This is a genomic window from Pseudomonas sp. FW305-3-2-15-C-LB1 (genome assembly GCF_058787615.1).
This window is the reverse complement of the sequence record NZ_JBYSZX010000001.1, coordinates 790560-814467: the sequence shown is the minus strand read 5'-3', so window position 1 is coordinate 814467 and position 23908 is coordinate 790560. Positions and strand designations below refer to the sequence as shown.

The 23908-nt window shown below is 61.0% G+C and carries 21 protein-coding genes and 1 pseudogene; 10 read left to right on the top strand and 12 right to left on the bottom strand.

Translation table 11 applies throughout. The features are described from left to right. Nucleotides 1-6: 6 nt before the first annotated feature. Nucleotides 7-759, top strand: a pseudogene (locus AC3WP7_RS03735) (PLP-dependent aminotransferase family protein); the annotation flags it as partial. A 178-nt stretch (nucleotides 760-937) separates the two neighbouring features. Next, the gene (locus AC3WP7_RS03730; RefSeq protein ID WP_093527587.1) at nucleotides 938-2095 is read left to right on the top strand and encodes an MFS transporter; all 1158 of its coding nucleotides are present in this window, start codon (nucleotides 938-940) and stop codon (nucleotides 2093-2095) included. Here AC3WP7_RS03730 and yiaY read toward each other — a convergent pair. Further along, on the bottom strand, nucleotides 2092-3240 hold the full coding sequence (yiaY, locus tag AC3WP7_RS03725) for an L-threonine dehydrogenase (RefSeq protein WP_092241334.1): 1149 nt from the start codon (nucleotides 3238-3240) through the stop codon (nucleotides 2092-2094). The genes AC3WP7_RS03730 and yiaY overlap by 4 nt on opposite strands. 123 nt (nucleotides 3241-3363) lie before the next feature. On the opposite strand from yiaY, the gene AC3WP7_RS03720 reads away from it, so the two are divergent. Next, on the top strand, nucleotides 3364-4380 hold the full coding sequence (locus AC3WP7_RS03720) for a DUF4917 family protein (protein WP_093119206.1): 1017 nt from the start codon (nucleotides 3364-3366) through the stop codon (nucleotides 4378-4380). On the opposite strand, the gene AC3WP7_RS03715 is transcribed toward AC3WP7_RS03720, so the two are convergent. Beyond that, nucleotides 4381-4908 (bottom strand): helix-turn-helix domain-containing protein, encoded by a 528-nt coding sequence (locus AC3WP7_RS03715; RefSeq protein ID WP_102593062.1) that lies wholly within the window; start codon nucleotides 4906-4908, stop codon nucleotides 4381-4383. It abuts the gene before it with no gap. 159 nt (nucleotides 4909-5067) lie between these two features. On the opposite strand from AC3WP7_RS03715, the gene AC3WP7_RS03710 reads away from it, so the two are divergent. Further along, the gene (locus AC3WP7_RS03710) at nucleotides 5068-5850 is read left to right on the top strand and encodes an aldolase (protein WP_071488901.1); all 783 of its coding nucleotides are present in this window, start codon (nucleotides 5068-5070) and stop codon (nucleotides 5848-5850) included. Between the two features lie 28 nt (nucleotides 5851-5878). Beyond that, nucleotides 5879-6757 (top strand): dihydrodipicolinate synthase family protein, encoded by an 879-nt coding sequence (locus tag AC3WP7_RS03705; RefSeq protein WP_092241328.1) that lies wholly within the window; start codon nucleotides 5879-5881, stop codon nucleotides 6755-6757. 51 nt (nucleotides 6758-6808) lie between these two features. On the opposite strand, the gene AC3WP7_RS03700 is transcribed toward AC3WP7_RS03705, so the two are convergent. Then, a complete protein-coding gene (locus AC3WP7_RS03700) occupies nucleotides 6809-7141 on the bottom strand; it encodes a YegP family protein (protein WP_093119210.1) in 333 nt (110 codons plus the stop codon). Nucleotides 7142-7316: 175 nt separating this feature from the next. On the opposite strand from AC3WP7_RS03700, the gene AC3WP7_RS03695 reads away from it, so the two are divergent. From AC3WP7_RS03695 to AC3WP7_RS03680, 4 genes are all read left to right on the top strand, one after another. Next, nucleotides 7317-7856 carry an RNA polymerase sigma factor gene (locus AC3WP7_RS03695; protein WP_102593063.1) on the top strand — a complete coding sequence of 180 codons (540 nt, stop codon included), beginning with the start codon at nucleotides 7317-7319 and terminating at the stop codon, nucleotides 7854-7856. Beyond that, on the top strand, nucleotides 7853-8821 hold the full coding sequence (locus AC3WP7_RS03690; RefSeq protein WP_102593064.1) for a FecR family protein: 969 nt from the start codon (nucleotides 7853-7855) through the stop codon (nucleotides 8819-8821). The genes AC3WP7_RS03695 and AC3WP7_RS03690 overlap by 4 nt, the downstream gene beginning before the upstream one ends. A gap of 128 nt (nucleotides 8822-8949) precedes the next feature. Beyond that, nucleotides 8950-11502 (top strand): TonB-dependent receptor, encoded by a 2553-nt coding sequence (locus tag AC3WP7_RS03685; protein ID WP_102593065.1) that lies wholly within the window; start codon nucleotides 8950-8952, stop codon nucleotides 11500-11502. A 100-nt stretch (nucleotides 11503-11602) separates the two neighbouring features. Beyond that, nucleotides 11603-12505: a DMT family transporter gene (locus AC3WP7_RS03680; RefSeq protein WP_071488895.1), complete on the top strand. Its 903-nt coding sequence runs from the start codon at nucleotides 11603-11605 to the stop codon at nucleotides 12503-12505. On the opposite strand, the gene AC3WP7_RS03675 is transcribed toward AC3WP7_RS03680, so the two are convergent. From AC3WP7_RS03675 to AC3WP7_RS03660, 4 genes are all read right to left on the bottom strand, one after another. After that, entirely contained in the window at nucleotides 12493-13695 is a 1203-nt protein-coding gene (locus tag AC3WP7_RS03675; RefSeq protein ID WP_093119218.1) for a class I SAM-dependent methyltransferase, read from the bottom strand. The genes AC3WP7_RS03680 and AC3WP7_RS03675 overlap by 13 nt on opposite strands. 174 nt (nucleotides 13696-13869) lie before the next feature. Continuing rightward, nucleotides 13870-14487: a TPM domain-containing protein gene (locus AC3WP7_RS03670; protein WP_071488893.1), complete on the bottom strand. Its 618-nt coding sequence runs from the start codon at nucleotides 14485-14487 to the stop codon at nucleotides 13870-13872. Between the two features lie 28 nt (nucleotides 14488-14515). Further along, entirely contained in the window at nucleotides 14516-15244 is a 729-nt protein-coding gene (locus AC3WP7_RS03665) for a TPM domain-containing protein (protein ID WP_092241318.1), read from the bottom strand. Between the two features lie 18 nt (nucleotides 15245-15262). Continuing rightward, nucleotides 15263-15874, bottom strand: coding sequence for a LemA family protein (locus AC3WP7_RS03660; RefSeq protein WP_058425190.1), 612 nt, complete (start codon nucleotides 15872-15874; stop codon nucleotides 15263-15265). Between the two features lie 226 nt (nucleotides 15875-16100). Between AC3WP7_RS03660 and bglX the strand changes: the two genes are divergently transcribed. Further along, entirely contained in the window at nucleotides 16101-18392 is a 2292-nt protein-coding gene (bglX, locus tag AC3WP7_RS03655; RefSeq protein WP_102593128.1) for a beta-glucosidase BglX, read from the top strand. A 113-nt stretch (nucleotides 18393-18505) separates the two neighbouring features. Here bglX and AC3WP7_RS03650 read toward each other — a convergent pair whose 3' ends face one another. From AC3WP7_RS03650 to AC3WP7_RS03630, 5 genes are all read right to left on the bottom strand, one after another. Next, nucleotides 18506-19663 (bottom strand): phospholipase D-like domain-containing protein, encoded by a 1158-nt coding sequence (locus AC3WP7_RS03650; protein ID WP_071488890.1) that lies wholly within the window; start codon nucleotides 19661-19663, stop codon nucleotides 18506-18508. Nucleotide 19664: 1 nt separating this feature from the next. Continuing rightward, nucleotides 19665-20255, bottom strand: coding sequence for a YceI family protein (locus tag AC3WP7_RS03645; protein ID WP_092241316.1), 591 nt, complete (start codon nucleotides 20253-20255; stop codon nucleotides 19665-19667). A 52-nt stretch (nucleotides 20256-20307) separates the two neighbouring features. Beyond that, on the bottom strand, nucleotides 20308-21066 hold the full coding sequence (locus tag AC3WP7_RS03640; RefSeq protein ID WP_092241314.1) for an IclR family transcriptional regulator: 759 nt from the start codon (nucleotides 21064-21066) through the stop codon (nucleotides 20308-20310). Nucleotides 21067-21130: 64 nt separating this feature from the next. Then, nucleotides 21131-22573 carry an amidase gene (locus AC3WP7_RS03635; protein WP_093119224.1) on the bottom strand — a complete coding sequence of 481 codons (1443 nt, stop codon included), beginning with the start codon at nucleotides 22571-22573 and terminating at the stop codon, nucleotides 21131-21133. Further along, the gene (locus tag AC3WP7_RS03630) at nucleotides 22570-23880 is read right to left on the bottom strand and encodes a citrate-proton symporter (protein WP_102593127.1); all 1311 of its coding nucleotides are present in this window, start codon (nucleotides 23878-23880) and stop codon (nucleotides 22570-22572) included. The genes AC3WP7_RS03635 and AC3WP7_RS03630 overlap by 4 nt, the downstream gene beginning before the upstream one ends. Nucleotides 23881-23908 lie beyond the last annotated feature (28 nt).

Genomic DNA, 23908 nt, shown 5'->3' with positions numbered 1-23908 from the left:
AGAAAAATGGAAAGCTCCAGGTCAACCAACAAATTCTCAAACTATAAAAAAATCATTCAAACCTCCAACCAAGACTGGGAATCGGCCAAAGAAGGACTAACCTGTGAACTTAATGCAATCATCAAAAGCAACAACTGCTTTGTCGACCAATACGGCCGTGAACTTCAACATTTCTGCACCACCTCCTACCTCGGACTTGATTACAACCAGCAAATACTGGATGGCGCTATCGAAGGGATACTCAAAGCCAAGACCCTGCGAGTAGCGAACTCAAAAAATAGATGCAAGCTGGACATGCTCGAACAATATGAAACAGCGCTTTCAACGCTCTTCGACTCAATCTGTCTGAGCACCTTATCTTGCAGCGCGGCCAGCGCTGGATTACTGCCCTTACTTGCCAGCGGAGCGTTTACCAAAAACGTCCCCCCTACGATGATATTCGACAGACATTCTCACTATTCAATGAACTATATGAAGGCCTCGTGCGCGGATGAAACAGAAGTAATAACAGCGCCGCATAATGACATAGACTTCATTGAAGAATCATGTAAGAAACACAAGAAAGTCGCCTACGTAGCCGATGGCATCTACAGCATGGGTGGAAAGGCGGATATTGACGGTTTGATCTACCTTAAATCCCGCTATGGTCTATTTTTATATCTGGACGACTCGCATGCTCTGTCGGCTTTTGGGGAGAAAGGAAAAGGCTTCATCCGCCCTGATTTTCAAACGCTAGACGATCAAACCTTAATCGTTGCAAGATATGACCCATGAAACAATACGTTTATTTTGCTCAAGGCTCCTGAGTCTGATAGAAGAAAATAAACGTGCTCGCTGAATTACACACGTTTCAAAAATGAAGAGTTTCAAACGGCACGATTCATATAACCCGACTTCCGACGATTTGTTCAGAACTCACGCTGGCGGTTTCCTCGTCTTGAAAAATACCACCACCCTTGTCATAGCCTGCAGTGCCGCCTTCCTCGCCCAAGTCGGCATCAGCAGCTACCTGCCCGCCGTCCCCACGATTGCAAATGCACTCCCCGCCGCCGAAGACCACGTCGCGCTGGCGCTGGCGATCTACTTGGTCGGCATGGCATTGCCGATGTTGCTGTGGGGCAGCCTGGGCGAACGCTTTGGGCGTAAGCCGGTGCTGTTGGCGGCGCTCTGCGTGTATGCGCTAGCGAGTGCGGCGATTCCCTCGGCGTTCAGCGTTGAAGTCTTCTTGGCGTTGCGGCTGGTTCAAGGGTTGGGGGCAGGCGGTGTTTCGGTGATGGCGCGGGTGTTGGTGCGTGACAGCTTCAGCGGTGCATTGCTGGCAAAAGCGTTGACATGGCTGGGCATGACTTTCGTGATTGCTTTGGGCATCGGTCAATTCGTTGGGTCGTTGTTGCAGGTGGTCTTCGGCTGGGAGGCGATCTTCTACGGATTGGCGATTGGCGCAGTCGGTTTGATGCTGGTGTTGAACCGGGTGATATTCCCTGCACGGGTAAAGGTCGATACATCGGCATCTGCCTGGCGTATCTACGCCATGATCATGCAGCATCCGCCGTTTCTGCACGCGGCGTTGGTCGGTGGCCTGGGTTATGGGGTGATCATCGCCTTCAACACCTGTGCACCGTTGATTCTGCAAGGGCGTTTCGAGTGGAGCGCGGCGCAATATGGCTGGCTGGGTTGGCCAATCAGCGTGGCGTATCTGGCGGGGGCATTAATGGTCAATCGCTTCGTCGCTCGCACGGGGCGGCTGAAAATGATGGGTTGGGGCATGACCCTGGTTCTAACGGGAACGGCTGTGATGTTGCTGAGCAGTGTGTTTGCTGGCGGAATCGCTGTCTTGCTGTGGCTGCCTTACTGCGTGGCGGTGCTGGGCCAAGCGATGAGTTACCCGATCAGTTTGTCCCTGGCCAACGATGCCTCACCGGTGAGCGGCTCCTACGCCATGGCGTTGAGCGGCTTCATGCATCAGTTGATGGCCGCGTTGATCGGCGGCGTGGCGAGCCTGCTGGTGAGTCAACAGGCCTGGCCGTTGGCGGTTTTATGTGTGGTGTTGGCGGGCGCCGCATCGATATGCGTCGCCCGTTGTCGGATGGATTAAAACGCGCTGCGAAAGATCTCCTCGATCTGCCGCTGGTCCGCGCGGCGTGGGTTGGTGAGGCCGCATGCATCCTTCAACGCGTTGGTCGCCAGCAGTGGAATGTCCTGCAGTTTGGCGCCGAGTTCGCGCAACCCCGCCGGGATTTCGACGTCGTGGGCCAGGCTGCGAATCGCGGCGATGGCGGCCTGGGCGCCCTCTTCATCGGTGATGCCCTTGATGTCCGCACCCAACGCTCGGCCTACGTCGCTCAGGCGTTTGGCGCTGACGCTGGCGTTGAAGCTTTGTACGTGGGGCAACAACACCGCATTGCACACGCCGTGGGGCAGGTCGTAGAAACCGCCCAGTTGGTGGGCCATGGCGTGTACGAAACCCAGGGATGCATTGTTGAACGCCATGCCGGCGAGGAACTGCGCGTACGCCATGTTTTCCCGTGCGGCCTTGTCGGTGCCGTCGCGAACGGCCAGGCGCAGGTTGGCGCTGATCAGTTCGATGGCCTTGATCGCACAGGCGTCGGTGATCGGTGTGGCGGCGGTGGACACGTAGGCTTCGATGGCGTGGGTCAACGCGTCCATGCCGGTGGCGGCGGTGAGGCCCTTGGGCATGCCGACCATCAGCGCCGGGTCGTTGACCGACAGCAGCGGCGTGACGTTGCGGTCGACAATGGCCATTTTCACGTGGCGGCTTTCGTCGGTGATGATGCAGAAGCGGGTCATCTCGCTGGCGGTGCCGGCGGTGGTGTTGATGGCCACCAGCGGCAGTTGCGGTTTGCTCGATTGGTCGACGCCTTCGTAGTCGCCGATATGCCCGCCGTTGGTGGCGCACAGCGCAATACCCTTGGCGCAGTCGTGGGGCGAGCCGCCGCCCAGGGACACCACGAAATCGCAGGCGCTCTGCTGCAACAGCGCCAGGCCTTTCTCGACGTTGTCCACATTGGGGTTGGGCTTGGCGCCGTCGTAGATCACCGAATCGATGTCCTGCATCGCCAGTTTCTCGGCGATCATGCTGGCTACGCCGGCCTTGGCCAGACCGGCATCGGTGACGATCAACGCCTTGCGAAAACCATAGTTGCGGATGGCGATCATGGCTTCGTCGAGGCAGTCGGTGCCCATGATGTTGACGGCGGGGATGAAGAAGGTGCTGCTCATGGTCAATCCTCAGAGGCTTTATGCCTACAGAATCAACCGATGACGCGTTCTGCATCTTGATCAGGATCAACGCTCGCTCGTGATAAAGTCACCGTTCAGCCGATTTCGAGTAGACCCGCCCCGATGAAGGATTTCCAGGATATAGACGCCCACCTTGAAGACTGGAGCGCACTGCGCGCGAGCCTCGACTTCAGCGGGATTCTGATCGGCAACGGCGCCAGCCGCACGATTTGGGAAGACTTTGCCTACGACTCGCTGTTCGAAAACGCTCGCACCGTCGAAGAAAAACCCCTCGGCCAATCCGAACTCAGCGTGTTCGATGCCCTGCAAACCCGCAGCTTCGAGCAGGCCCTGGGCGCGTTGAAGACCACCAGCCGGGTCAACAAGGCCCTGGCCGTCAGTTCGGCGGCACCGCGCAACCGCTATTACGCGATCAAGGAAGCGTTGATCAATACCATCCACGCCGTGCATATCCCCTGGCGCCTGGTGCAACCGTCGACGCTGGCGACCCTCAACACGGAGTTGCAGCACTACGCGACGGTGTTCACCAGCAACTACGACTTGCTCAACTACTGGGCGACCCTGCACGCGCCGGGCATCGACGATCTGTTCCGCAGCGCCGACGCCAGCTTCGACCTGCGCAACACCCGTACCGACGCCACGCGTATTTTGTACCTGCACGGCGGCCTGCACCTGGTGCGCAACCTCGACGGCACCGCGCGCAAACTGCCGACCACCGACAGCACCTTGCTCAGCAGTTTTGCGATCAACAACACCATCAAGACCCTGGACGATGTGCCGCTGTTCGTCAGCGAGGGCAAGGTGCAAGAGAAGCTCAAGACCATCCGCAGCTCGGATTACCTGTCGTTCTGTTATGAGCAACTGCTGAACCACCAGGGCGCGCTGTGCATCTTTGGCCACGAGCTGGGGGAGCAGGATCAGCACTTGGTGGATGCGATTCGCCAGGCCGATGTGACAACCCTGGCAATCTCGGTGTCGGGGCGCAGCGATGGGTTTATTCGTCAGCAGAAGCGGCGGTATTCGCAATTGTTCGATGGGGCTGGAGTGGCGCTGAAGTTCTTTGCGGCGCGTACCCATCCATTGGGTAATCCGGCGCTGTCAGTTCCTGTCGAACGCTGATCACTCTTGGCCGCTGTGCACCACCACCAATAGCTGCGCCTGCACCGGCCCCACCGAACGCAACCGATGGGGCTTCTGCGCATTGAAGTGCAATGCATCGCCCCGCTTCAGGATCACCCGTTCATTCATGAAGTCCACCTCTACCTGGCCTTCATGCACGAACAGAAACTCTTCGCCCAGATGCTCCTTGAAGGTCTTGTCGGTGAACTCCGCCGGCGGGTAGATGATGAACGGCAGCAGGCTGCGTTCACTGACCTGATGGGCCAGCACCGCATAACCGGGCGAGGTGTCGGGCCGCTCATGGCTGCGCACCAGGCTGTAGCTGTCCAGGCTGACGCTGTCTTCGCTGAACAGTTCCTCGACCTTGACGTTCAATGCCTTGGCCAGTTTCAGCGCGGCGGCAATCGATGGCGTGTTGAGCCCGCGCTCGACCTTGGACAGATAACTCTTGGTCATCCCGGACTTTTCGGCCAGGGCCTCCAGGGTGACGCCAAGTTTTTTTCTCAATAATTTCAAACGGATAGACATGCGCTGCGGTTAATCCATGCAGTAAGCGATGAGCTGTGCTTGCCAATGACACAAAGTGTCATATAGCATCTTTAGTGTCATTTGCCTTCACCCAACGACCTTGCGAGCAGCGGGAGACAGCAAATCCGACGTCCATTGAACCCTCCAAAGGACACCGATATGGCCAAGACATTAGCACTCCCGAAAGACCAACTGGTCAAGCAAGCGCTGACCCAGATGCAAAACACCCTGGCGGATAATACGTGGACCGACCGGCAAAAGCTGGCGCTCACGTGTCGCATCCTGTTCGAGAACGGCCACGACTCCGGCCTGGCCGGGCAGATCACCGCGCGCGGGCCGGAACAGGGCACCTATTACACCCAGCAACTGGGCCTGGGGTTTGACGAGATCACCGCCAGCAACCTGTTGCTGGTGAACGAGGATCTTGAGGTGCTGGAAGGCCACGGCATTCCCAACCCGGCCAACCGTTTTCACAGCTGGGTGTACCGTGGGCGGCCGGATGTGAACTGCATCATCCACACGCACCCCACGCACATCGCCGCGCTGTCGATGCTGGAAGTCCCGTTGCAGGTGTCCCATATGGATCTCTGCCCGCTGTACGAAGACTGCGCGTTCCTGGAGACCTGGCCGGGTGTGCCGGTGGGCAACGAAGAAGGTGAAATCATCACCACGGCTTTGGGTGACAAACGCGCGATCCTGCTCTCGCACCACGGCCAGTTGTCCACCGGGGCGAGCATCGAGGAAGCCTGTGTGATCGCGCAGTTGATCGAGCGCGCGGCCAAGTTGCAGTTGCTGGCGATGGCGGCCGGCACCATCAAGCCGATCCTGCCGGCGCTGGGTCGCGAGGCCCATGCCTGGATTTCCCGGCCCAAGCGCCATGGCGCCGCGTTCAACTACTACGCACGGCAGAACCTGCGCCAACACGCCGATTGCCTGAACTGATCTGCCCTTTTTCGACCGGAGACTTTCCATGTCCAGCCCAACCATCCACGGCATCATCGGCTACACCATCACCCCGTTCAGCGCCGACGGCCAACGCATCGACCTCGACGCCCTGGGCCGTTCCATCGACCGCCTGATCGCCAGCGGCGTACACGCCATCGCGCCGTTGGGCAGCACCGGCGAAGGCGCCTACTTGAGTGATGCCGAGTGGGATGAAGTCAGCGCCTACAGCCTGGCCAAGATTGCCCGGCGCGTACCGACCATCGTCAGCGTGTCCGACCTGACCACCGCCAAGGCCGTGCGCCGCGCGCGCTACGCCGAGGCCAATGGCGCCGATGCGGTGATGGTGCTGCCGGCGTCTTACTGGAAGCTCAGCGAAGCGGAAATCCTCGCCCACTACGCCGCGATCGGCGACAGCATCGGCGTGCCGATCATGCTCTACAACAACCCGGCCACCAGTGGCACGGACATGTCGGTGGACTTGATCCTGCGCATCATCAAGCAAGTGGCCAACGTGACCATGGTCAAGGAGAGCACCGGGGATATCCAGCGCATGCACCAGTTGCATCGCCACAGCGACGTGCCGTTCTACAACGGCTGCAACCCGCTGGCGCTGGAGGCCTTCGTGGCGGGCGCCAAGGGTTGGTGTACGGCGGCGCCGAACCTGATCCCACAGCTCAACCTGGACTTGTACGATGCGGTATTGAGCAATGATCTGACCCAGGCCCAGGCGCTGTTTTACCGCCAGTTGCCATTGCTGGAGTTCATCCTCAAGGGCGGGTTACCGGCGACAATCAAGGCCGGGCTGCGGTTGACCGGGCTGGAAGCGGGTGATCCACGGTTGCCGGTGTTCCCATTGGCTGAAACAGCACGCAATCAATTGAAGGCGCTGCTGGACGTCGCCTGAAAAAACGCCCCGGTTCTTGCGAGCCGGGGCATTTTGGTTTTCGCGACACTTTCAAGTCTTGTCTTTGATCGTGGTCGTCGGGCCATTGGCCTTTACGCTTGCAATGCCATTGTCCCGTGCCGCTGTCGAGGAATACTGCTCGCTGGTACCAATCACTTGGTGATTGGCAGCCTTGAGGTTAAAAAACGGCTGGCCATTGCTGGCCACTTTTTTCTCATAGCGCTCGTCATGCGGGCTGTTGGTCTGCACGGAAACAATACCGTTTTCGGCTGCGTTGCGGGTGACGTAAAGCTCGCTGGTCAAAATGGTTTCTGCGTTCGCCGCCTTCAACTCGAAACGGAACTGCCCGTTGCCGCTTTTGCTCAACTCATACCATCCAGCCATGACTCTCTCCTTATTAAGTGGGATTTTGTTCACCTGCTTGTAGGATTAAAGGTCATACCCGGCTGATTACCAGCCATGGACTCAGTGAACTGTCATTTATCCGAATGACAAATGACAATAGTTCTCGATATCATTCACGACTTTTCCACGTCGTGCTTCGTCAAGAAGGATATCCATGTCTCGTCCCAAGCCCGACCCGTTGTCGGCCGATGCCTTTCGCGGGTTTTATACAGACATCCTGTATTTCCTGCGCAAACGCACGGGCAACGCCAGCGACGCGGCGGACATGACCCAGGATGTCTTCACACAGTGGCTGGACTACCGCGACCGGGCCAAGGTCGAGCAGCCACGGGCATTTCTGTTCCAGATGGCGCGCAACATGCTGCGTGATCACTGGCGCAAACAGAAGGTACGGCACACCGTCCACTCTGATCAGGCCGAAATGGATGCGGAGCCTGTCACCGACGAGCAAAACGACCCCATGGCCGCCGCGCAACGGTTGCAACGCCTGGAACAGTTGAAAGAAGTCCTCGCCGAACTCTCGCCCCGCAGGCGAGAAGCCCTTATGCTGCACCGCTTCGAAGGCCTGAGCCAGGCGCAGATCGCCGAGCGCATGGGCATTTCGACCAGCATGGTGGAAAAGCACATCGCTTTTGCCCTGCTGCATTGCAAGCGACGCCTTCAACACGAACCCGGCACGGAGCAGCCAGAATGAACCGCCTGAGCGACACTGACGTGCAGGACATCGAAGACAGCGACGCCATCGATGCCCAAGCCGCCAGCTGGTTTGCGCGCAACCGCAATGGCGTGGGGCGTGCCGAGCGAAAAGCCTTTGCCGCCTGGCAGGCCGAGCCCGCCCATGCCCGCGCCTATGCCGAATTCGAGCAACTATGGGCAGACCTGGCCCAATTGCAGCAACTGAACAAACCCATGGCGCTGCCCAAGCGCAAACCGTCGGTGTGGCGCCCTGCCCTGGCCGTGGCCGCCGCGTTGCTGTGCGCGGTGTTGGCTACCCCTATCGGCGCCCCCCGCGAGCTGTATCACACCCAGGTCGCGGCCCATGCCAAAGGCATGCGCACCCTCAACCTGCCCGATGGCAGCACCTTGTATGTGAATGCCAACACCCGCGTACGCGTGGATTTCACCGCGCACCAGCGCATCCTGCACCTGGACAAGGGCCAGCTGTACATCGAAGTGGCCGCCGACAAGGAACGGCCGCTGTTCGTGCAAGCCGGCGAGGCCAATGTGCGCGTGGTCGGTACCGGCTTCGATGTGCGCCGCAGCCAGCAGCAACTGGTGGTCAGCGTCGCCCATGGCCAGGTCGCCTTCGAGCCGGACGCGAAAAGCCCCATCACCCTGCTGGGCGCCCGGCAACGTGCGATCTTCAGCTACGCCAAGGGCACATTGCAGCAGCAGACCCTCGCCCCCGAAGAGGTCGCCGACTGGCGCAGTGGTCACCTGGCGTTTCGCAACCGCGAGCTGGCCAGCCTGGTCGATGAGTTGAGCCTGTATCGCCCCCAGGCGCCACTGCAGGTCAGTAACACCGTGGCGCATCTGAAAGTCTCGGGCAATCTGGATGTGAATGATCCCGACGCCCTGCTCAACGCCCTGCCCGCCTTGCTGCCGGTGAAAACGGTGATGTCGACCGACGGCATCGTGAGGATCGAACCGAGCAAATAACCCCACTGAATTCTTATTTGAGAATATTTTGCATTCGCAGGTGTGGATTTTTTCAGCTGCACCGTCTTCCTCCGGTCTGAGTTCGATACGCACACCTTTTCGGCCAGTTGGCCATACCGGGGGATTTCATGTTTCGCGCGCCTTGCCACGCTTCGCACCTGTTTCTTCGACCGACCCTCTTCGCCAGCTGCCTGGTATTGAGCCTCAGTGCCCAGGCCGAGGCATTCACGCTGCCAGCCCAGGCGCTGGCCACATCCCTGAGCCAGGTGGCGCAGCAGGCTCAGCTCCAGTTGCTGTTCGACGAAGAGCTGCTCAAGAACGTGCAGGCGCCCGCGCTCAACGGCGACTTTACGCCGGAAGTGGCGATTCGCACCCTGCTGAAAAACGGCGAGTTCACCCTGATCAAGGTTGGCAGCACTTATGTCGTGCGCCCCGATGAGGGCAAGACCACCAACAGCGGCGCAATCCAACTGGACGCCTTGAGCGTGATAGGCACTGGTACCGAGGTCGACTCCAGCACCGTCGGCCGCTCGACCCTGAGCCAGGAAGACATCGACCGCTACCAGTCCAACAACATCCCCAGCCTGCTGCAGACCCTGCCCGGCGTGAGCCAGGGCGGTTCGCTGAAGCCTGGCGGCCAGACCATCAACATCCGTGGTTTTGGCGATGCCGAAGACGTGCCGCTGACCGTCGATGGCGCCACCAAGAGCGGCTTTGAGCGCTATCAACAAGGCACCGTATTCATCGAGCCCGAGCTGATCAAAAGCATTGAGGTGGAGAAAGGCCCCAACTCGCCATTCACTGGCAACGGCGGTTTCGGCGGCACGGTCAACATGACCACCAAGGACGCCCCCGACCTGCTCAAGGACGGCCGCAACAGCGGTGCGATGCTCAAATACGGTTACTCCAGCAACGACCACGAGCAGGTCTACAGCAGCGCCGTGTATGGTCGCACCGACGACGGACGCTTTGATGCCCTGGCTTACCTGACCCAACGCGACGGCGACGACATGAAGGTGGCCGCCAAATTACCCAACGAGAACAACCAATACCCGATCAACCCCCAGCGCCTGCCGAACTCCGCCCAGAACGTCGACGGCAAGCTATTCAAGGTCAACGCCCACTTCACCGAAGAGCACGCCGTTGGCTTGTCCTACTCGCGTTCACACAGCGACCGTTGGACACCGTTTTCTGCCGCCAGCTATCCCACGCCGCCCACCCAGGCGAATATTGACCGCTATGGCTACGAAGCGGCACTCAAGCGATTTCTGGCCCACCGCGACACCGTCGACACCACCTGGTCCGGCAAATATGAATACACCCCGCTGGACAACCCGCTGGTGGACCTGACCGTCAAGTACTCCCAGTCCAACACCGACCAGACCGACGAACGCGACGCCACGGCGTTTTTCCAACTGGCCACCGGCGGGCGCAAGATGGACACCGCCTACACCGACAAGAACCTCGACATACGCAACGTCAGCCTGTTTGATACAGGTCCCTTGCAGCATGCCGTCACGGTCGGCGGCCAAATCCGCAAGCACATCCGCGAAACCGAGATGTGGATGCCGGGTACCACGTACAACACCCCACGCTATAACTATGGGCATTTCCAGCCAGGCTTCATGCCCCATGGCAAGGTCGATACCAACAGTTTCTTCGTACAGGATGCCGTCACGCTGGGCGACGTCACCATCACGCCATCGATGCGCTACGACCATGTCCGCAACCGTGGCGAAGCCAACGATGCGCCGTACTACAGCAATCCCGACCCGTCCTTCGGCCACGATTACAGCGACCGCACCTACACCGGCTGGTCGCCGCGCCTGGCGGTGTTCTGGACCGTCAACCCGAACCTGGGGCTATTCGCCAACTGGAGCAAGACCTGGCGTGCGCCGGTGATCGACGAGCAGTACGAAGTTCAAGGCCTGGGCAACCGCACCGCCACCAGCGTCGACCTCGACCCGGAACGCATCACCTCGATCAGCGTGGGCAGCGTCAGCAGCTTCGACAACCTGATCGCTCATGACGACAACCTGCAGCTGCGCACCACCTTCTTCCACAACAAAGTCGAAGACGAGATTTTCAAGGCCACGGGTGTCGGCTGCCAGAACCAGGCCATCAATGGCGGGACCATCTCCACCGCCTGCCCGCCGGGGGCCATGTCCAACTACCGCAACATCGGCGGGCTGACCATCAAGGGCTTCGAGCTCGAATCGTTCTACAACTCCACCTACCTGTTCGGCTCGGTATCGTTCGCTTATGCCAAGGGTGACCACGAAGGTGCGTACACCAACCCGTGGGGCCCGGACGTGGCCGCGCGCGATATTCCGCCGACCAAATGGGTGCTGGTGGTGGGCACCAATATTCCGGCGTGGGATGCCCAGGTCGGCTGGACGGGCCAGTTCATCGGGGCAACCACACGTTTGCCCAGTGATAAATACTCCGGCGGCCCTGGCAGTAGCGTGGGGGATCTGTTCTACGACCAGTACGGCAACAAGCGCTACAACACCCAGGGCCTGTTCGCCAAATGGAAACCCCAACAGGCTTATCTGAAAGGCACCGAGGTGAACTTCACCGTGGACAACCTGTTCAACAACAACTTCCGCCCGGCACTGAGCGGCGACCGCGCCTACACCAAGGGCCGTGATGCCAAGGTCAGCATCACCCGCTTCTTCTGAAAAACTGTACGGATAAATCCGCACTCAGCTGTAGGCCCGCAACCGGCGGGGGATGTGGCTAGATGGGCTTCCCTTGAAGCCCTCTCGTTTTGGTTGCCCCATGAGTTCGCGCGAAAATACCGGCATGGCCCTCGGCCTGCTGGGCGTCATCATCTTCAGCCTAACCCTGCCCTTCACCCGCATCGTGGTGCAGGAAATCCACCCGTTGCTCAACGGCCTGGGCCGAGCGTTGTTTGCGGCGATCCCGGCGGCGGCGCTGTTGCTGTGGCGCCGCGAACGCTGGCCGACCTGGCGCCAGGTGCGCGGGCTGTGCCTGGTGATCGCGGGGGTGATCCTCGGTTTCCCGGTGCTGTCAGCCTGGGCCATGCAGACCTTGCCGGCGTCCCACGGCGCATTGGTCAACGGCCTGCAACCACTGTGCGTGGCGCTGTATGCGGCGTGGCTGTCCCATGAGCGGCCATCGAAAGCTTTCTGGGCCTGCGCAGCGCTGGGCAGTGGATTGGTGTTGAGTTACGCGCTGATTACCGGCGCCGGTAGCATCCAGGCCGGTGATTTGCTGATGCTCGGTGCGATTGCGGTGGGCGGCCTGGGGTATGCAGAAGGCGGTCGATTGGCCAAGGAAATGGGCGGCTGGCAGGTGATCTGCTGGGCGCTGGTGCTGTCGACGCCGGTGCTGATCGGCCCGGTGTGGTACCTGGCGGCGCAGCATCAAGGCGCGATTTCGATGCGCGCGTGGTGGGCGTTTGGCTATGTGTCGCTGTTCTCGCAGTTCCTGGGGTTCTTTGCCTGGTACGCCGGGTTGGCCATGGGCGGGATTGCGCGGGTCAGCCAGATCCAGCTGTTGCAGATCTTCTTCACCATCGCGTTTTCGGCGCTGTTTTTTGGTGAACACATCGAGCCGATAACCTGGCTGTTTGCGTGTGGGGTGATCGTGACGGTGATGCTGGGGCGCAAGACGGCGGTGCGACCTGCGCCCGTAGCATTGGCCGATCAGGCCAGGTAACCCTCCGCGCGCAGCAGGGTTTCCAGGCAGTGTTCGGTGATGTGGTAGAACGCCTTGAGTTGCTGGATCTTCTCCAGCAACTGCGCGTTGTCCAGTGGCTCTGAGCGCTTTACGGCCAGGATCATCTTGTTCTTGTTGGTGTGCTCCAACGAGATGAACTCGAACACCTTGGTCTCATAACCGCAGGCTTCGAGGAACAACGCCCGCAAACTGTCGGTGACCATTTCGGCCTGCTGGCCCAGGTGCAGGCCGTATTGCAGCATCGGCTTGAGCAGCACCGGGCTCTGGATCTGCAGGCGGATCTGCTTGTGGCAGCACGGCGAGCACATGATGATCGACGCGCCGGAACGGATGCCGGTGTGGATCGCGTAGTCGGTGGCAATGTCGCAGGCATGCAGGGCGATCATCACCTCCAGTTCGCTGGGGGCCACGCTACGCACGTCGCCACACTTGAACACCAGCCCAGGGTGCTCAAGGCGGGCGGCGGCGGTGTTGCACAGGGCCACCATGTCTTCGCGCAATTCGACGCCGGTCACTTCGCCCTCGGCCTTGAGGGTGTTGCGCAGGTAGTCGTGGATGGCGAACGTCAGGTAGCCCTTGCCCGAGCCGAAGTCGGCAACGCGCACCGGCTGGTCCAGCTTCAGCGGTGACGAGGTCAGCGCATGGCTGAACACTTCGATGAACTTGTTGATCTGCTTCCATTTGCGCGACATCGACGGGATCAGCGCCTGCCGGGCATCAGTCACCCCCAGGTCGGCGAGGAACGGCCGGCTCAGGTCAAGGAAGCGGTTTTTCTCGCGGTTATGCTCAGCCGATGGCGCTTCGCGCAGTTGCTGCGGCTTGCTTCTGAACAGCGAGCTTTTGTTCTTCTTGCTGTATTCCAGCTGGGCTTCGTCGGTCAGCGACAGCAGGTGCGCGTTCTTGAACGGGGCCGGCAGCAACTCGGCAATCGCTGCCACACCCTCGGCCACCGGGAAGTTCTTGGTGATATCGCGGGTCTTGTAGCGGTAGACGAAGGACAGGCACGGCTGCTCCTTGACCGTTACCGGCTTGATGATCAGCCGTTGCAACTCGGCTTCATCGCCGACGTACTTGGCCAGCACCAGCTTGATAAAGGCATTCTGCGCGAGGCTTGCGCTCAGCAGTTCGATGAACTGGGCATGATGATCCGGTTGAGCAGTGACAGACATGAACAAAAACGCCTCGGGCAGGGAATGCCGGGCATTTTAGGGGGGATAGTGATTCAGGGCACGGGGTTATTTGATCAGTGGTCATTGGATGGAACACCACAGAACCCAATGTGGGAGGGGGCAAGTCGAACCGTCGCACCGCCCCTCCCACATTTTTTTGCCCAACACTGAGTTTTATTCGAGTACGACCAGGCGATTGGGCAGTTCATTGCGGGTTTGCGTCACCGGTACATGCACCTTCAACAACTCGCCACAGGCCTCGATGCACGCCACAAACCCCGCCAGCGTCTGCCCCTGCTTCACCTGCTGGGTAAACGCCTTGACGATCCCATCCCAGTTGCTGTCATCCAGGCGACTGGAAATGCCGTCATCCACCAGGATCTCCACGTACCGCTCGGCCTCGCTGACAAAAATCAGCACACCGGTGCTGCCCAGGGTGTGATGCAGGTTCTGCTCGAGGAACTGGCGTCGCGCCAGGTTGGAGGCGCGCCAGTGGCGCACCGAACGCGGGATCAACCGTGTCGTCACCTTGGGCAGGCGGAACACCAGGCACAGCACGATGAAGGTCGCCCATTGCGCCAGCAGCAAGGTGTACATGGTCAGGTAGCCCGACAGGTAATGCACCACTCCCGGCACCACCAACGCGATCAGGCTGGCCCACAGCAGCGGGATGTAGGCGTAGTCATCGGCGCGAGCGGCCAGCACGGTCACCAGCTCCGCGTCGGTGGTCTTTTCCACGCGGGCGATCGCCTCAGCGACTTGGCGCTGCTCGTGTTCAGTCAGTAATGCCATGGTTGTGCTTGCTCTCTCATTATTATCATCACCAGCCGCCTGAAGCCCCGCCACCGCCAAAGCCGCCACCGCCGCCGCGGAAACCACCGCCGCCGCCCCCGCCACCACCGCCGCGTCCGCTGCTGCTGAGAATCGCCAGCAGGATCGCGCCCACCGGCAGGCCCAGGCGATTGCACAGCCACAACACGCCGATCAGCAGGATAAACAGGCCGATGGAAAACCCGGGATTATCCTTGGCAAAGTTGGCGTCCGCCACATGGGCCGGCACGGCCAGCGGTTCGCCGCTCACCACCTGCACCATCGCCGCCACACCGTCGCTGATGCCCTGGCTGAAGTTGCCGGCCTTGAACTTGGGTGCAATCACCTGGTTGATGATCACCCACGACTGCGCATCGGTGAGCACACCTTCCAGGCCGTAGCCGACTTCGATGCGCAATTTGCGCTCATCGCGGGCGACAATCAACAGCGCGCCGTTGTCCTTGCCCTTTTGGCCGATGCCCCACTGGCGGCCCAGTTGATAACCGAAGTCCTCAATCGGCACACCCTGCAGGTCGGGTACGGTGACCACCACGATCTGGTCGCCGGACGTCTGCTCCAGCGCCTGCAATTGCTGGGTCAGTTGCGCACGCGTGGCCGGGTCGATCATCTGGGCGTTGTCCACCACCCGCCCGGTCAGCGCCGGGAAAGTCAGCGCAGCCTGGGCCACGCCCACGCAGGCCAGAAGCCACAGCGCCAGGCCTATCCGTAATAAACGCATCGACACCTCAGCGCAGCCTTATTTGAACTTCACTTGCGGCGCTTTATCGGCATCGGCACTGGTGGCTTCAAACGTGGCGCGGACCGGCAAGTCGCTGTACATCACGCTGTGCCACAGGCGGCCAGGGAAGGTGCGGATCTCGGTGTTGTAGGCCTGCACCGCCTGGATGAAATCGCGACGGGCCACGGCGATACGGTTTTCGGTGCCTTCAAGCTGGGATTGCAAGGCCAGGAAGTTCTGGTTGGCCTTCAGGTCCGGGTAGCGCTCGGACACCACCATCAAACGACTGAGCGCGCCGCTCAAGCCGTCCTGGGCCTGCTGGAACTGCTTGAGTTTTTCCGGGTTGTCGAGGGTGCTGGCATCCACCTGGATCGAGGTGGCCTTGGCCCGCGCTTCGATCACGGCGGTGAGGGTGTCCTGCTCATGGGCGGCATAGCCCTTGACCACTTCCACCAGGTTGGGGATCAGGTCGGCGCGGCGTTGGTACTGGTTCTGCACCTGGCCCCAGGCGGCCTTGGCCTGTTCGTCCAGGGTCGGGATGTTGTTGATGCCGCAACCGCTGAGCACCGTACCGATCAATAGCAAAACCGCGGCTTTCAAGCCCCAGCGGTAACCTTGTGCTGCTTGCATGGTGTTTCTCCTGGCGAACCTTGATGGAATTGGGCACCGGTAAGGCATAATCCGCTGCCACGACTGGATTGCATCGAATCAATCAGCTAAAAAGATGCCCACCGCTAATAAGAGTTCCGAAGTGTGCGGCATTTGTCGGTATAACACTCGAACAACAACATTACGTTCCCCACATTTTGGCAGAACAGCGCATTTTCGCTGTGCAGTGAGCCGAAAAAGGATATTCATGAAGAAGCTGTGTTTGCTCGGCCTTGTTGCCACGCTGGCCACCCACCCCGCCTGGGCAGAAACAAAGCCTGCTGCGCTCAAGGACAAGGACGCCTTCGTCAGCGACCTGCTCAAGCAGATGACCCTCGATGAGAAGATAGGCCAATTGCGCCTGATCAGCATCGGCCCCGAAATGCCCCGCGAGCTGATCCGCAAGGAAATCGCCGCCGGCCGCATCGGTGGCACGTTCAACTCCATCACCCGCCCGGAAAACCGTCCGATGCAGGACGCGGCCATGCGCAGCCGCTTGAAGATCCCGATGTTCTTCGCCTACGACGTGATCCACGGCCATCGCACCATCTTCCCGATCAGCCTGGCCCTGGCCTCCAGCTGGGACATGGACGCCATCGGCCGCTCCGGGCGCATCGCCGCCCAGGAAGCCGCCGCCGACAGCCTCGACATCACCTTCGCGCCGATGGTCGACATCTCCCGCGACCCGCGCTGGGGGCGTACCTCCGAAGGCTTCGGTGAAGACACCTATCTCGTTTCGCGCATTGCCGAAGTGATGGTCAAGGCCTTCCAGGGCGTCAGCCCCGCGAACGCCGACAGCATCATGGCCAGCGTCAAGCACTTCGCCCTGTATGGCGCGGTGGAAGGCGGCCGCGACTACAACGTGGTCGACATGAGCCCGGTCAAGATGTACCAGGACTACCTGCCGCCGTACCACGCGGCGATCAAGGCCGGTTCCGGCGGCGTAATGGTGGCGCTGAACTCGATCAACGGCGTGCCCGCCACCGCCAATACCTGGCTGATGAACGACCTGCTGCGCAAGGACTGGGGCTTCAAGGGCCTGGCCGTGAGCGACCATGGCGCGATCTTCGAGTTGATCAAGCATGGCGTGGCCAAGGATGGGCGTGAAGCCGCCAAGCTGGCGATCAAGGCCGGCATCGACATGAGCATGAACGACACGCTGTACGGCAAGGAACTGCCCGGCCTGCTCAAGTCCGGCGAGATCGAACAACGTGACATCGACAACGCCGTGCGCGAAGTGCTCGGCGCCAAGTACGACATGGGCCTGTTCAAGGACCCGTACCTGCGCATCGGCAAGGCCGAGGATGACCCGGCCGACACCTACGCCGAAAGCCGCCTACACCGCAGCGAGGCCCGCGACATCGCGCGCCGTAGCCTGGTGTTGCTGAAAAACCGGGACAACACCCTGCCGCTGAAAAAATCCGCGACCATCGCCCTGGTCGGTCCGTTGGCCAAGGCGCCGATCGACATGATGGGCAGCTGGGCCGCCGCCGGCAAACCCGAGCAATCGGTGACCCTGCTCGACGGCATGAACGCGGTGATCGGCGAAAAAGGCAAGATCATCTATGCCCGTGGCGCCAACATCACCAACGACAAGGCGGTGGTCGACTACCTGAACTTCCTCAACTTCGATGCGCCGGAAGTGGTCGATGACACCCGACCTGCCCAAGTGATGATTGACGAAGCGGTCAAGACTGCCAAGGATGCCGATGTGGTGGTGGCCGCCGTGGGCGAGTCCCGTGGCATGTCCCACGAATCCTCCAGCCGCACCGACCTGAACATCCCGCAAAGCCAGCGCGACCTGATCAAAGCCCTCAAAGCCACCGGCAAGCCGCTGGTATTGGTGCTGATGAACGGTCGCCCGCTGTCGATTCTGGAAGAGAACCAACAGGCCGACGCCATCCTGGAAACCTGGTTCGCCGGCACCGAAGGCGGCAACGCCATTGCCGACGTGCTGTTCGGCGACTACAACCCGTCGGGCAAGCTGCCGATCACCTTCCCGCGTTCGGTGGGGCAGATCCCGACCTACTACAACCACCTGACCATCGGCCGACCATTCACCCCAGGCAAACCGGGCAACTACACTTCGCAGTACTTCGATGACACCACCGGGCCGCTGTTCCCGTTTGGATATGGCTTGAGCTACACCACATTCGGCCTGTCGGACATGGCGCTGTCGTCCACCACCCTGAACAAGACCGGCAAGCTCGACGCCAGCGTGACGGTGAAGAACACCGGCAAGGTCGATGGCGAAACCGTGGTGCAGCTGTATATCCAGGACGTGGCCGGTTCGATGATCCGCCCGATCAAGGAGCTGAAGAACTTCCAGAAGGTCATGCTCAAGGCTGGCGAAGAGCGCACCTTGCACTTCACCATCACCGAGGAAGACTTGAAGTTCTACAACACCCAGCTCAAGTACGCGGCGGAGCCAGGCGAGTTCAATGTGCAGATCGGGTTGGATTCCCAGGACGTACAACAGCAAACCTTCGAACTGCTGTAAACATGTGGGAGGGGGCTTGCCCCCGATAGCGGTGGTTCAGTCAATATTTTCAGTGACTGACACCCTGCAATCGGGGGCGAGCCCCCTCCCACATTTGCCTCCCAGTGAACTGGCTAGCCACGTCTATCCAGCAGGTTCACCACCAACCGATCAATCCACCCCCACACCCGCTGCTTCACCCGCCGCCACAACGGCCGCGACTTCCACGCCTCCAGGCTCACCGCCTGGCTCTGGGCAAAATCCCGCTCGAAACTGCCCGCCACCGCCCGCGTCAACTCAGGGTCCAACGCCTCCAGGTTGGCATCCAGGTTGAAGCGCAGGTTCCAGTGATCGAAGTTGCACGAGCCCACACTGACCCAGTCATCCACCAGCACCATCTTCAGGTGCAGGAAACACGGCTGATACTCAAAAATCTGCACGCCCGAACGCAGTAAACGTGGGTAATAACGATGCCCGGCATAGCGCACGGACGGGTGATCGGTACGCGGGCCGGTGAGCAGCAAACGCACTTCCACACCCCGCCCCGCCGCCCGGCGCAGAGCACGACGCACGCCCCAGGTCGGCAGGAAGTACGGAGTCGCCAACCAGATACGTGTCTTGCTGCTGTTCAAGGCACGGATCAACGATTGCAAAATGTCCCGGTGTTGGCGGGCATCGGCATAGGCCACACGACCCAGACCCGGTCCGGTGGCGGGCATCCTGGGTAAGCGTGGCAAGCCGAAATGGGTGGCGGGTTTCCAGGCGCGGCGCGCGTTGTTGGCGTGCCATTGGCGGTCGAACAGGGCTTGCCAGTCGAGCACCAGGGGGCCGCTGATTTGCACCATCACTTCGTGCCAGTCGGCACTGTCGTTGCCCGGCGTCCAGAATTCATCGGTCACGCCGGTGCCGCCGACAAAGGCGATGTCCTGGTCGATCAACAGCAGTTTGCGATGGTCGCGGTACAGGTTGCGCATCCAGCGGCGCCAGCGCAGGCGATTGTAGAAGCGCAGTTCCACACCGGCATCGGTCAAGCGCCTGCGCAGCCCGAGGGTAAACGCCAGGCTGCCGTAATCATCGAACAGGCAGCGCACCTGCACACCGCGTTCGGCGGCCAGCACCAGCGCCTGCACCATGGCTTCGGCGCAGGCGCCGGCTTCCACCAGGTACAACTCCAGCTCGACTTGCCGCTCGGCGCGGGCGATACCCACCAGCATCTGCGGGAAAAAACTCGGCCCGTCGATCAACAACTCGAAACGGTTGGCGCTGCGCCACGGGAACACCGCGCCACTCACGTCAGCGCGCCGTAAAGATCAGCACCGCACCCACCGGCACCGACAGACTGATCGACTTGAGCCCCGCCGCCTTGCGCAGTGCGGCCACACCCGGCGCCAGGTCGAAGTCCTCGGCATGCACCACCAGCGGCTCCAGGGTGACCACCTGGAAACGCCGGTCATCCAGGCGCGTGGCCAGCAGCTCGGCGCTGTAGGTCTGGGTCTTGCCGTGCAGCGTCACCGATAACGGCAGGCGCAATTCAAGCTGCGCGCCGGGGGCCAGGTCGTTGATGGGTTGCAGGTTGATTTGCGCGTTGACCAGCGCCTCGGGGAACGTCTTGATCTCGAACAGCTGATTGCGCATGCGCTCGTCGCGCAGCGGGATGCCGCTGTTGACGGACTCCAGCTCCACCTCAAGCTGCGCCGCGCCCTTGCTGTCGACCTTGCCATGCAACACCAGGAAGCGATGCACTTCGGCGATTTCGGTGTTCTTGGTGGTGACGAACGACAGCCGCGAGGACTCGTTATCCAGGTACCAGTCGGCATGGGCAGGCACGGCAGCGGCGGCCAACAGGGCGAAAGCCAGGGGTTTGATCACAGAAGCGTTGAACATTGAAGACTCGTGGGGCGAAAAACCTGGACGAACCTTAACCGGATCGCGAGGGTTACGCCAATGCGCGCTGCACTTCGCGCACCGTCTCCTCCAGACTGGCCATGTGCAGGTTCAACACCCGCTCAACCGGCGCCTGATGCATCGGCCAATGCAGCGCCATGCTCCCAACCAAGCGACCATTGGCGCGCACTGGCAAGGCCACGGCACGAATCAGAAACGGCAGGCGCACCGGATACTCCCAATACCCCTCGGTGCGCTGGCCGAAGCCCTGATGCTGGGTTTGTTCGCAGGCCTGGTACTGCTCGTCCGCCGCCACCCGGTCACGGCCCGCCAAACGTTGAACCTCTTCGGCCGGCAATTGGGTCAGGCAGGCCTTGCCCATCGCTGAATGAAACAGGCTGGCGTGCTGGCCGACGATCTGGCAATTGTTCGGGTAGAGCTTGCGCAACACACTGGGAATCGCGCTTTCCATGACCTCCAGGCGCTCGCCATCAAAACAGGACAAATCCACCACCAACCCGGTGCGCTCACTGAGCTCCAGCAGCCAAGGCGCTGCGCTTTCCACCACCTGGCGCTTGAAGCGTTGCTGGGTGTCGCCGAACAAACGTTGGGCACGCAGGCGGTAACGACGATCGCTCAAGCCGCGATAGACCCAACCCTGCTCCTGCAACGTCAGCAACATGCGCGACACTGTGGCCTTGGGCAGACGTGTGAGGTAATGCAACTCCTCCAGCCCCAGGGCCTGGTGCTCGCCCAGCAACTCGACGATTGCCAGTGCGCGCTCGACCGAGCGTACGGTGCCTGTCTCCATGTTCGATCTCCCTGTTGCCGATGGATGATCATTGTTCACAGCAAGATACAGGCCCGGTCGTGGCTCAACCCGTCGATTCAAGGCACGTCGGCGGTCGACGCTGCACCCATTGCGTCAGCTGTTCATGAGCATAGGCCAATTGCAACACCGCCCGATCCGCCTGGGCCGGGCCGATGATCTGCATGCCCATGGGCAGGCCCTGGGGGTTGAAGCCCACCGGGATGCTCATGCTCGGCAGCCCCGCCAGGGTCGGGCCGATTACCACTTCCATCCAGCGGTGATAGGTGTCCATCTCACGCCCGCCAACGTGGCGCGGCCAGGGTTGTTGTGCCTCGAAAGGGAACACTTGGGCAGTCGGTAACAGCAGGAAATCGTAGTGCTCGAACAGTTTGGCGAGGGCGCGATACCACGCGCTGCGGTCCACCGACGCCTGGTACACCTGCTGGGCCGTCAGATTCAGGCCGCCCTCGACTTCCCATTGCGCTTCGGGCTTGAGCCGCGCACGTTTCTGAGGGTTGGCGTAGGCCGCGCCGAGGTTGCCGTGCACCAGCCAGTGGCGATGCACCAACCAGCTGCGCCACAGCCGCGCCATGGAAAAGTCCGGCTGACAGCTTTCCACCGTGCACCCCAACGCGATGAAATCATCGAGGGCTGATTCGCACAGGCTCAGCACACCGTCGTCCATCGGCAGGTAGCCGTTGTAATCCCCCAGCCAACCCAGGCGTGCGCCCTTGAAATCACGCTGCAAGGGCTGGCTGAACACCGTCGGATCGTCCTTGGACGACAATGGCACCCGAGGGTCATAACCCGCCTGGATACCCAGCAACCGCGCTACATCCGTCACGCTGCGGCCCATCGGGCCTTCGGTGCCCAACTGTTGCACGAACACTTCAGGCATAGGCCCGTGAGGTACGCGGCCTTGTGACGGACGCAAGCCAAACACATTGTTGAACGCCGCCGGGTTGCGCAGCGAGCCCATCATGTCGCTGCCATCGGCCACCGGCAGCATGCGCAGCGCCACGGCCACGGCCGCCCCGCCGCTGCTACCGCCGGCTACCAGGCTGGGGTCGTAGGCATTGACAGTGGTGCCGAACAGCGTGTTGTAGGTCTGCGAACCCAGGCCGAACTCCGGCACGTTGCTCTTGCCGATGATGATCGCGCCACTGGCACGCACCCGAGCCACGCTGATGGCGTCTTCAGTGGGCACGTGCTCGGCGAACAAGGGCGAACCCAGCGTCGTACGCAAGCCTTTGGTAGCCGCCAGATCCTTGATCGCCTGGGGCATGCCGTGCATCCAGCCACGTGACTGGCCCTGGTCCAACTCGCGATCACGTTCCCGCGCCTCGGCCAACACGTCATCGGCATCGCGCAGCGACACCAGCGCATTCACCCTCGGATTGAAGCGCTGAATCTGCGCCAGATAGGCCTGCACCACCTCTACGCACGACACTTGTCGCGCGTGGATTGCCCGCGACAGTTCGGTGGCATCCCAATCAACAATACTCAAGGCTTCACCTCTTTGGAAAACGGCAGTGGTCGCTTGGCCCGCAGTGCCTCATGCATGCAGTAAGTGCCCAGCAGCGTCAGCACGCAAGCGAACAAGACATAGAAGGATGGCGCGACGGGCGTGCCCAGCACTTTGGTCAGCCACGTGACGATCAACGGTGCGAAACCGCCGAACACCATGACCGCCACGTTATAGGCGACCGATACACCGGTCGAGCGAACTTCGATGGGAAACTGCTCGGCCAATGCCGTCGGTGCCGGCCCGAAAAAACCACCGATGGCTGTGCACAGCAGCACCTGCATCGCCAGCAGCCGCTCGATGGACGGTGCGGCGGCGACCCACACGTACAGCGGATAAACCATGACGAAGAATGCGAGGGTGAATGCCATCAACACCGGCCGCCGCCCCAGGCGATCCGAGAGCAGCCCGGACAGTGGAATCACCACGGTCATCAGCGCCACCGCAAACATCTGCACCATCAATACTTGGTCCAGTGGCAGACCAAGGCTTTTGTGGGCGAAGGTCGGCATGTTCACCAGCACCACATAGAACGACACCGTCGCACCACAGGCCAGGCCCATGGAGACGAGGATGCTGCGTCTGTGCTCGCGCACCACCTGCACCAGGCTCGGCGCCGGGCCGCTCGCCTGTTTGCGTGCCTCGATGAACTCCTCTGGATCTTCCATGTGCCGACGAATCCACAGGCCCACCGGGCCAATCAGCAAACCGAACACGAACGGCAAGCGCCACCCCCACAGGTCGAGGGTTTGCGGCGAAAAGAAATGCGTGACCGCCGCCACCATCGCTGCGCCGCCGAACACGGCCAGGCATTGCCCCACCAATTGCCAGGAGCCATATAAGCCCTTGCGATGGGCCGGAGCGCTTTCCACCAGAAACGCCGTTGCGCTCGCGTATTCACCGCCGGTGGCAAACCCTTGAAGCATGCGTGCCACCACGATCAACAACGGCGCGCCCATGCCGATGGCGGCGTAATTGGGCGCGAACGCGATCAATGCGATGGACACGGTCATCAGCCGGATAATCAACTGCATCGCGGCCTTGCGGCCTTTGCGGTCGGAATAGATCCCCAGCAGGATGCCCCCCACCGGGCGCATGAAAAAGCCCACGCCAAAAGTGGCCAAGGCCATCAACAGCGACGCGTACTCGTCATCCGAAGGAAAAAACTGCCGGGCAATGATGCTCGCCAGAAAGCCGTAGACAATGAAGTCATACCATTCCAGCGCATTGCCGATTACGGCCGCCACCACTTGGCGGGTGCGGGACACACCTGGTTTTGCAGTCTGCATGAGGAACACTCCATTCAACCGATCGAGG

What these genes read in the sequence shown, in the direction of transcription:
- AC3WP7_RS03700 (WP_093119210.1), bottom strand. Translation starts at nt 7,141, where the DNA reads ATGGCTGGATGGTATGAGTTGAGCAAAAGCGGCAACGGGCAGTTCCGT.
- AC3WP7_RS03715 (WP_102593062.1), bottom strand. Translation starts at nt 4,908, where the DNA reads ATGTCTATCCGTTTGAAATTATTGAGAAAAAAACTTGGCGTCACCCTG.
- bglX (WP_102593128.1), top strand. Translation starts at nt 16,101, where the DNA reads ATGAAGAAGCTGTGTTTGCTCGGCCTTGTTGCCACGCTGGCCACCCAC.
- AC3WP7_RS03665 (WP_092241318.1), bottom strand. Translation starts at nt 15,244, where the DNA reads ATGCGTTTATTACGGATAGGCCTGGCGCTGTGGCTTCTGGCCTGCGTG.
- AC3WP7_RS03695 (WP_102593063.1), top strand. Translation starts at nt 7,317, where the DNA reads ATGTCTCGTCCCAAGCCCGACCCGTTGTCGGCCGATGCCTTTCGCGGG.
- AC3WP7_RS03690 (WP_102593064.1), top strand. Translation starts at nt 7,853, where the DNA reads ATGAACCGCCTGAGCGACACTGACGTGCAGGACATCGAAGACAGCGAC.
- AC3WP7_RS03685 (WP_102593065.1), top strand. Translation starts at nt 8,950, where the DNA reads ATGTTTCGCGCGCCTTGCCACGCTTCGCACCTGTTTCTTCGACCGACC.
- AC3WP7_RS03710 (WP_071488901.1), top strand. Translation starts at nt 5,068, where the DNA reads ATGGCCAAGACATTAGCACTCCCGAAAGACCAACTGGTCAAGCAAGCG.
- AC3WP7_RS03630 (WP_102593127.1), bottom strand. Translation starts at nt 23,880, where the DNA reads ATGCAGACTGCAAAACCAGGTGTGTCCCGCACCCGCCAAGTGGTGGCG.
- AC3WP7_RS03645 (WP_092241316.1), bottom strand. Translation starts at nt 20,255, where the DNA reads ATGTTCAACGCTTCTGTGATCAAACCCCTGGCTTTCGCCCTGTTGGCC.
- AC3WP7_RS03640 (WP_092241314.1), bottom strand. Translation starts at nt 21,066, where the DNA reads ATGGAGACAGGCACCGTACGCTCGGTCGAGCGCGCACTGGCAATCGTC.
- AC3WP7_RS03720 (WP_093119206.1), top strand. Translation starts at nt 3,364, where the DNA reads ATGAAGGATTTCCAGGATATAGACGCCCACCTTGAAGACTGGAGCGCA.
- AC3WP7_RS03705 (WP_092241328.1), top strand. Translation starts at nt 5,879, where the DNA reads ATGTCCAGCCCAACCATCCACGGCATCATCGGCTACACCATCACCCCG.
- AC3WP7_RS03675 (WP_093119218.1), bottom strand. Translation starts at nt 13,695, where the DNA reads ATGTCTGTCACTGCTCAACCGGATCATCATGCCCAGTTCATCGAACTG.
- AC3WP7_RS03660 (WP_058425190.1), bottom strand. Translation starts at nt 15,874, where the DNA reads ATGCAAGCAGCACAAGGTTACCGCTGGGGCTTGAAAGCCGCGGTTTTG.
- yiaY (WP_092241334.1), bottom strand. Translation starts at nt 3,240, where the DNA reads ATGAGCAGCACCTTCTTCATCCCCGCCGTCAACATCATGGGCACCGAC.
- AC3WP7_RS03670 (WP_071488893.1), bottom strand. Translation starts at nt 14,487, where the DNA reads ATGGCATTACTGACTGAACACGAGCAGCGCCAAGTCGCTGAGGCGATC.
- AC3WP7_RS03680 (WP_071488895.1), top strand. Translation starts at nt 11,603, where the DNA reads ATGAGTTCGCGCGAAAATACCGGCATGGCCCTCGGCCTGCTGGGCGTC.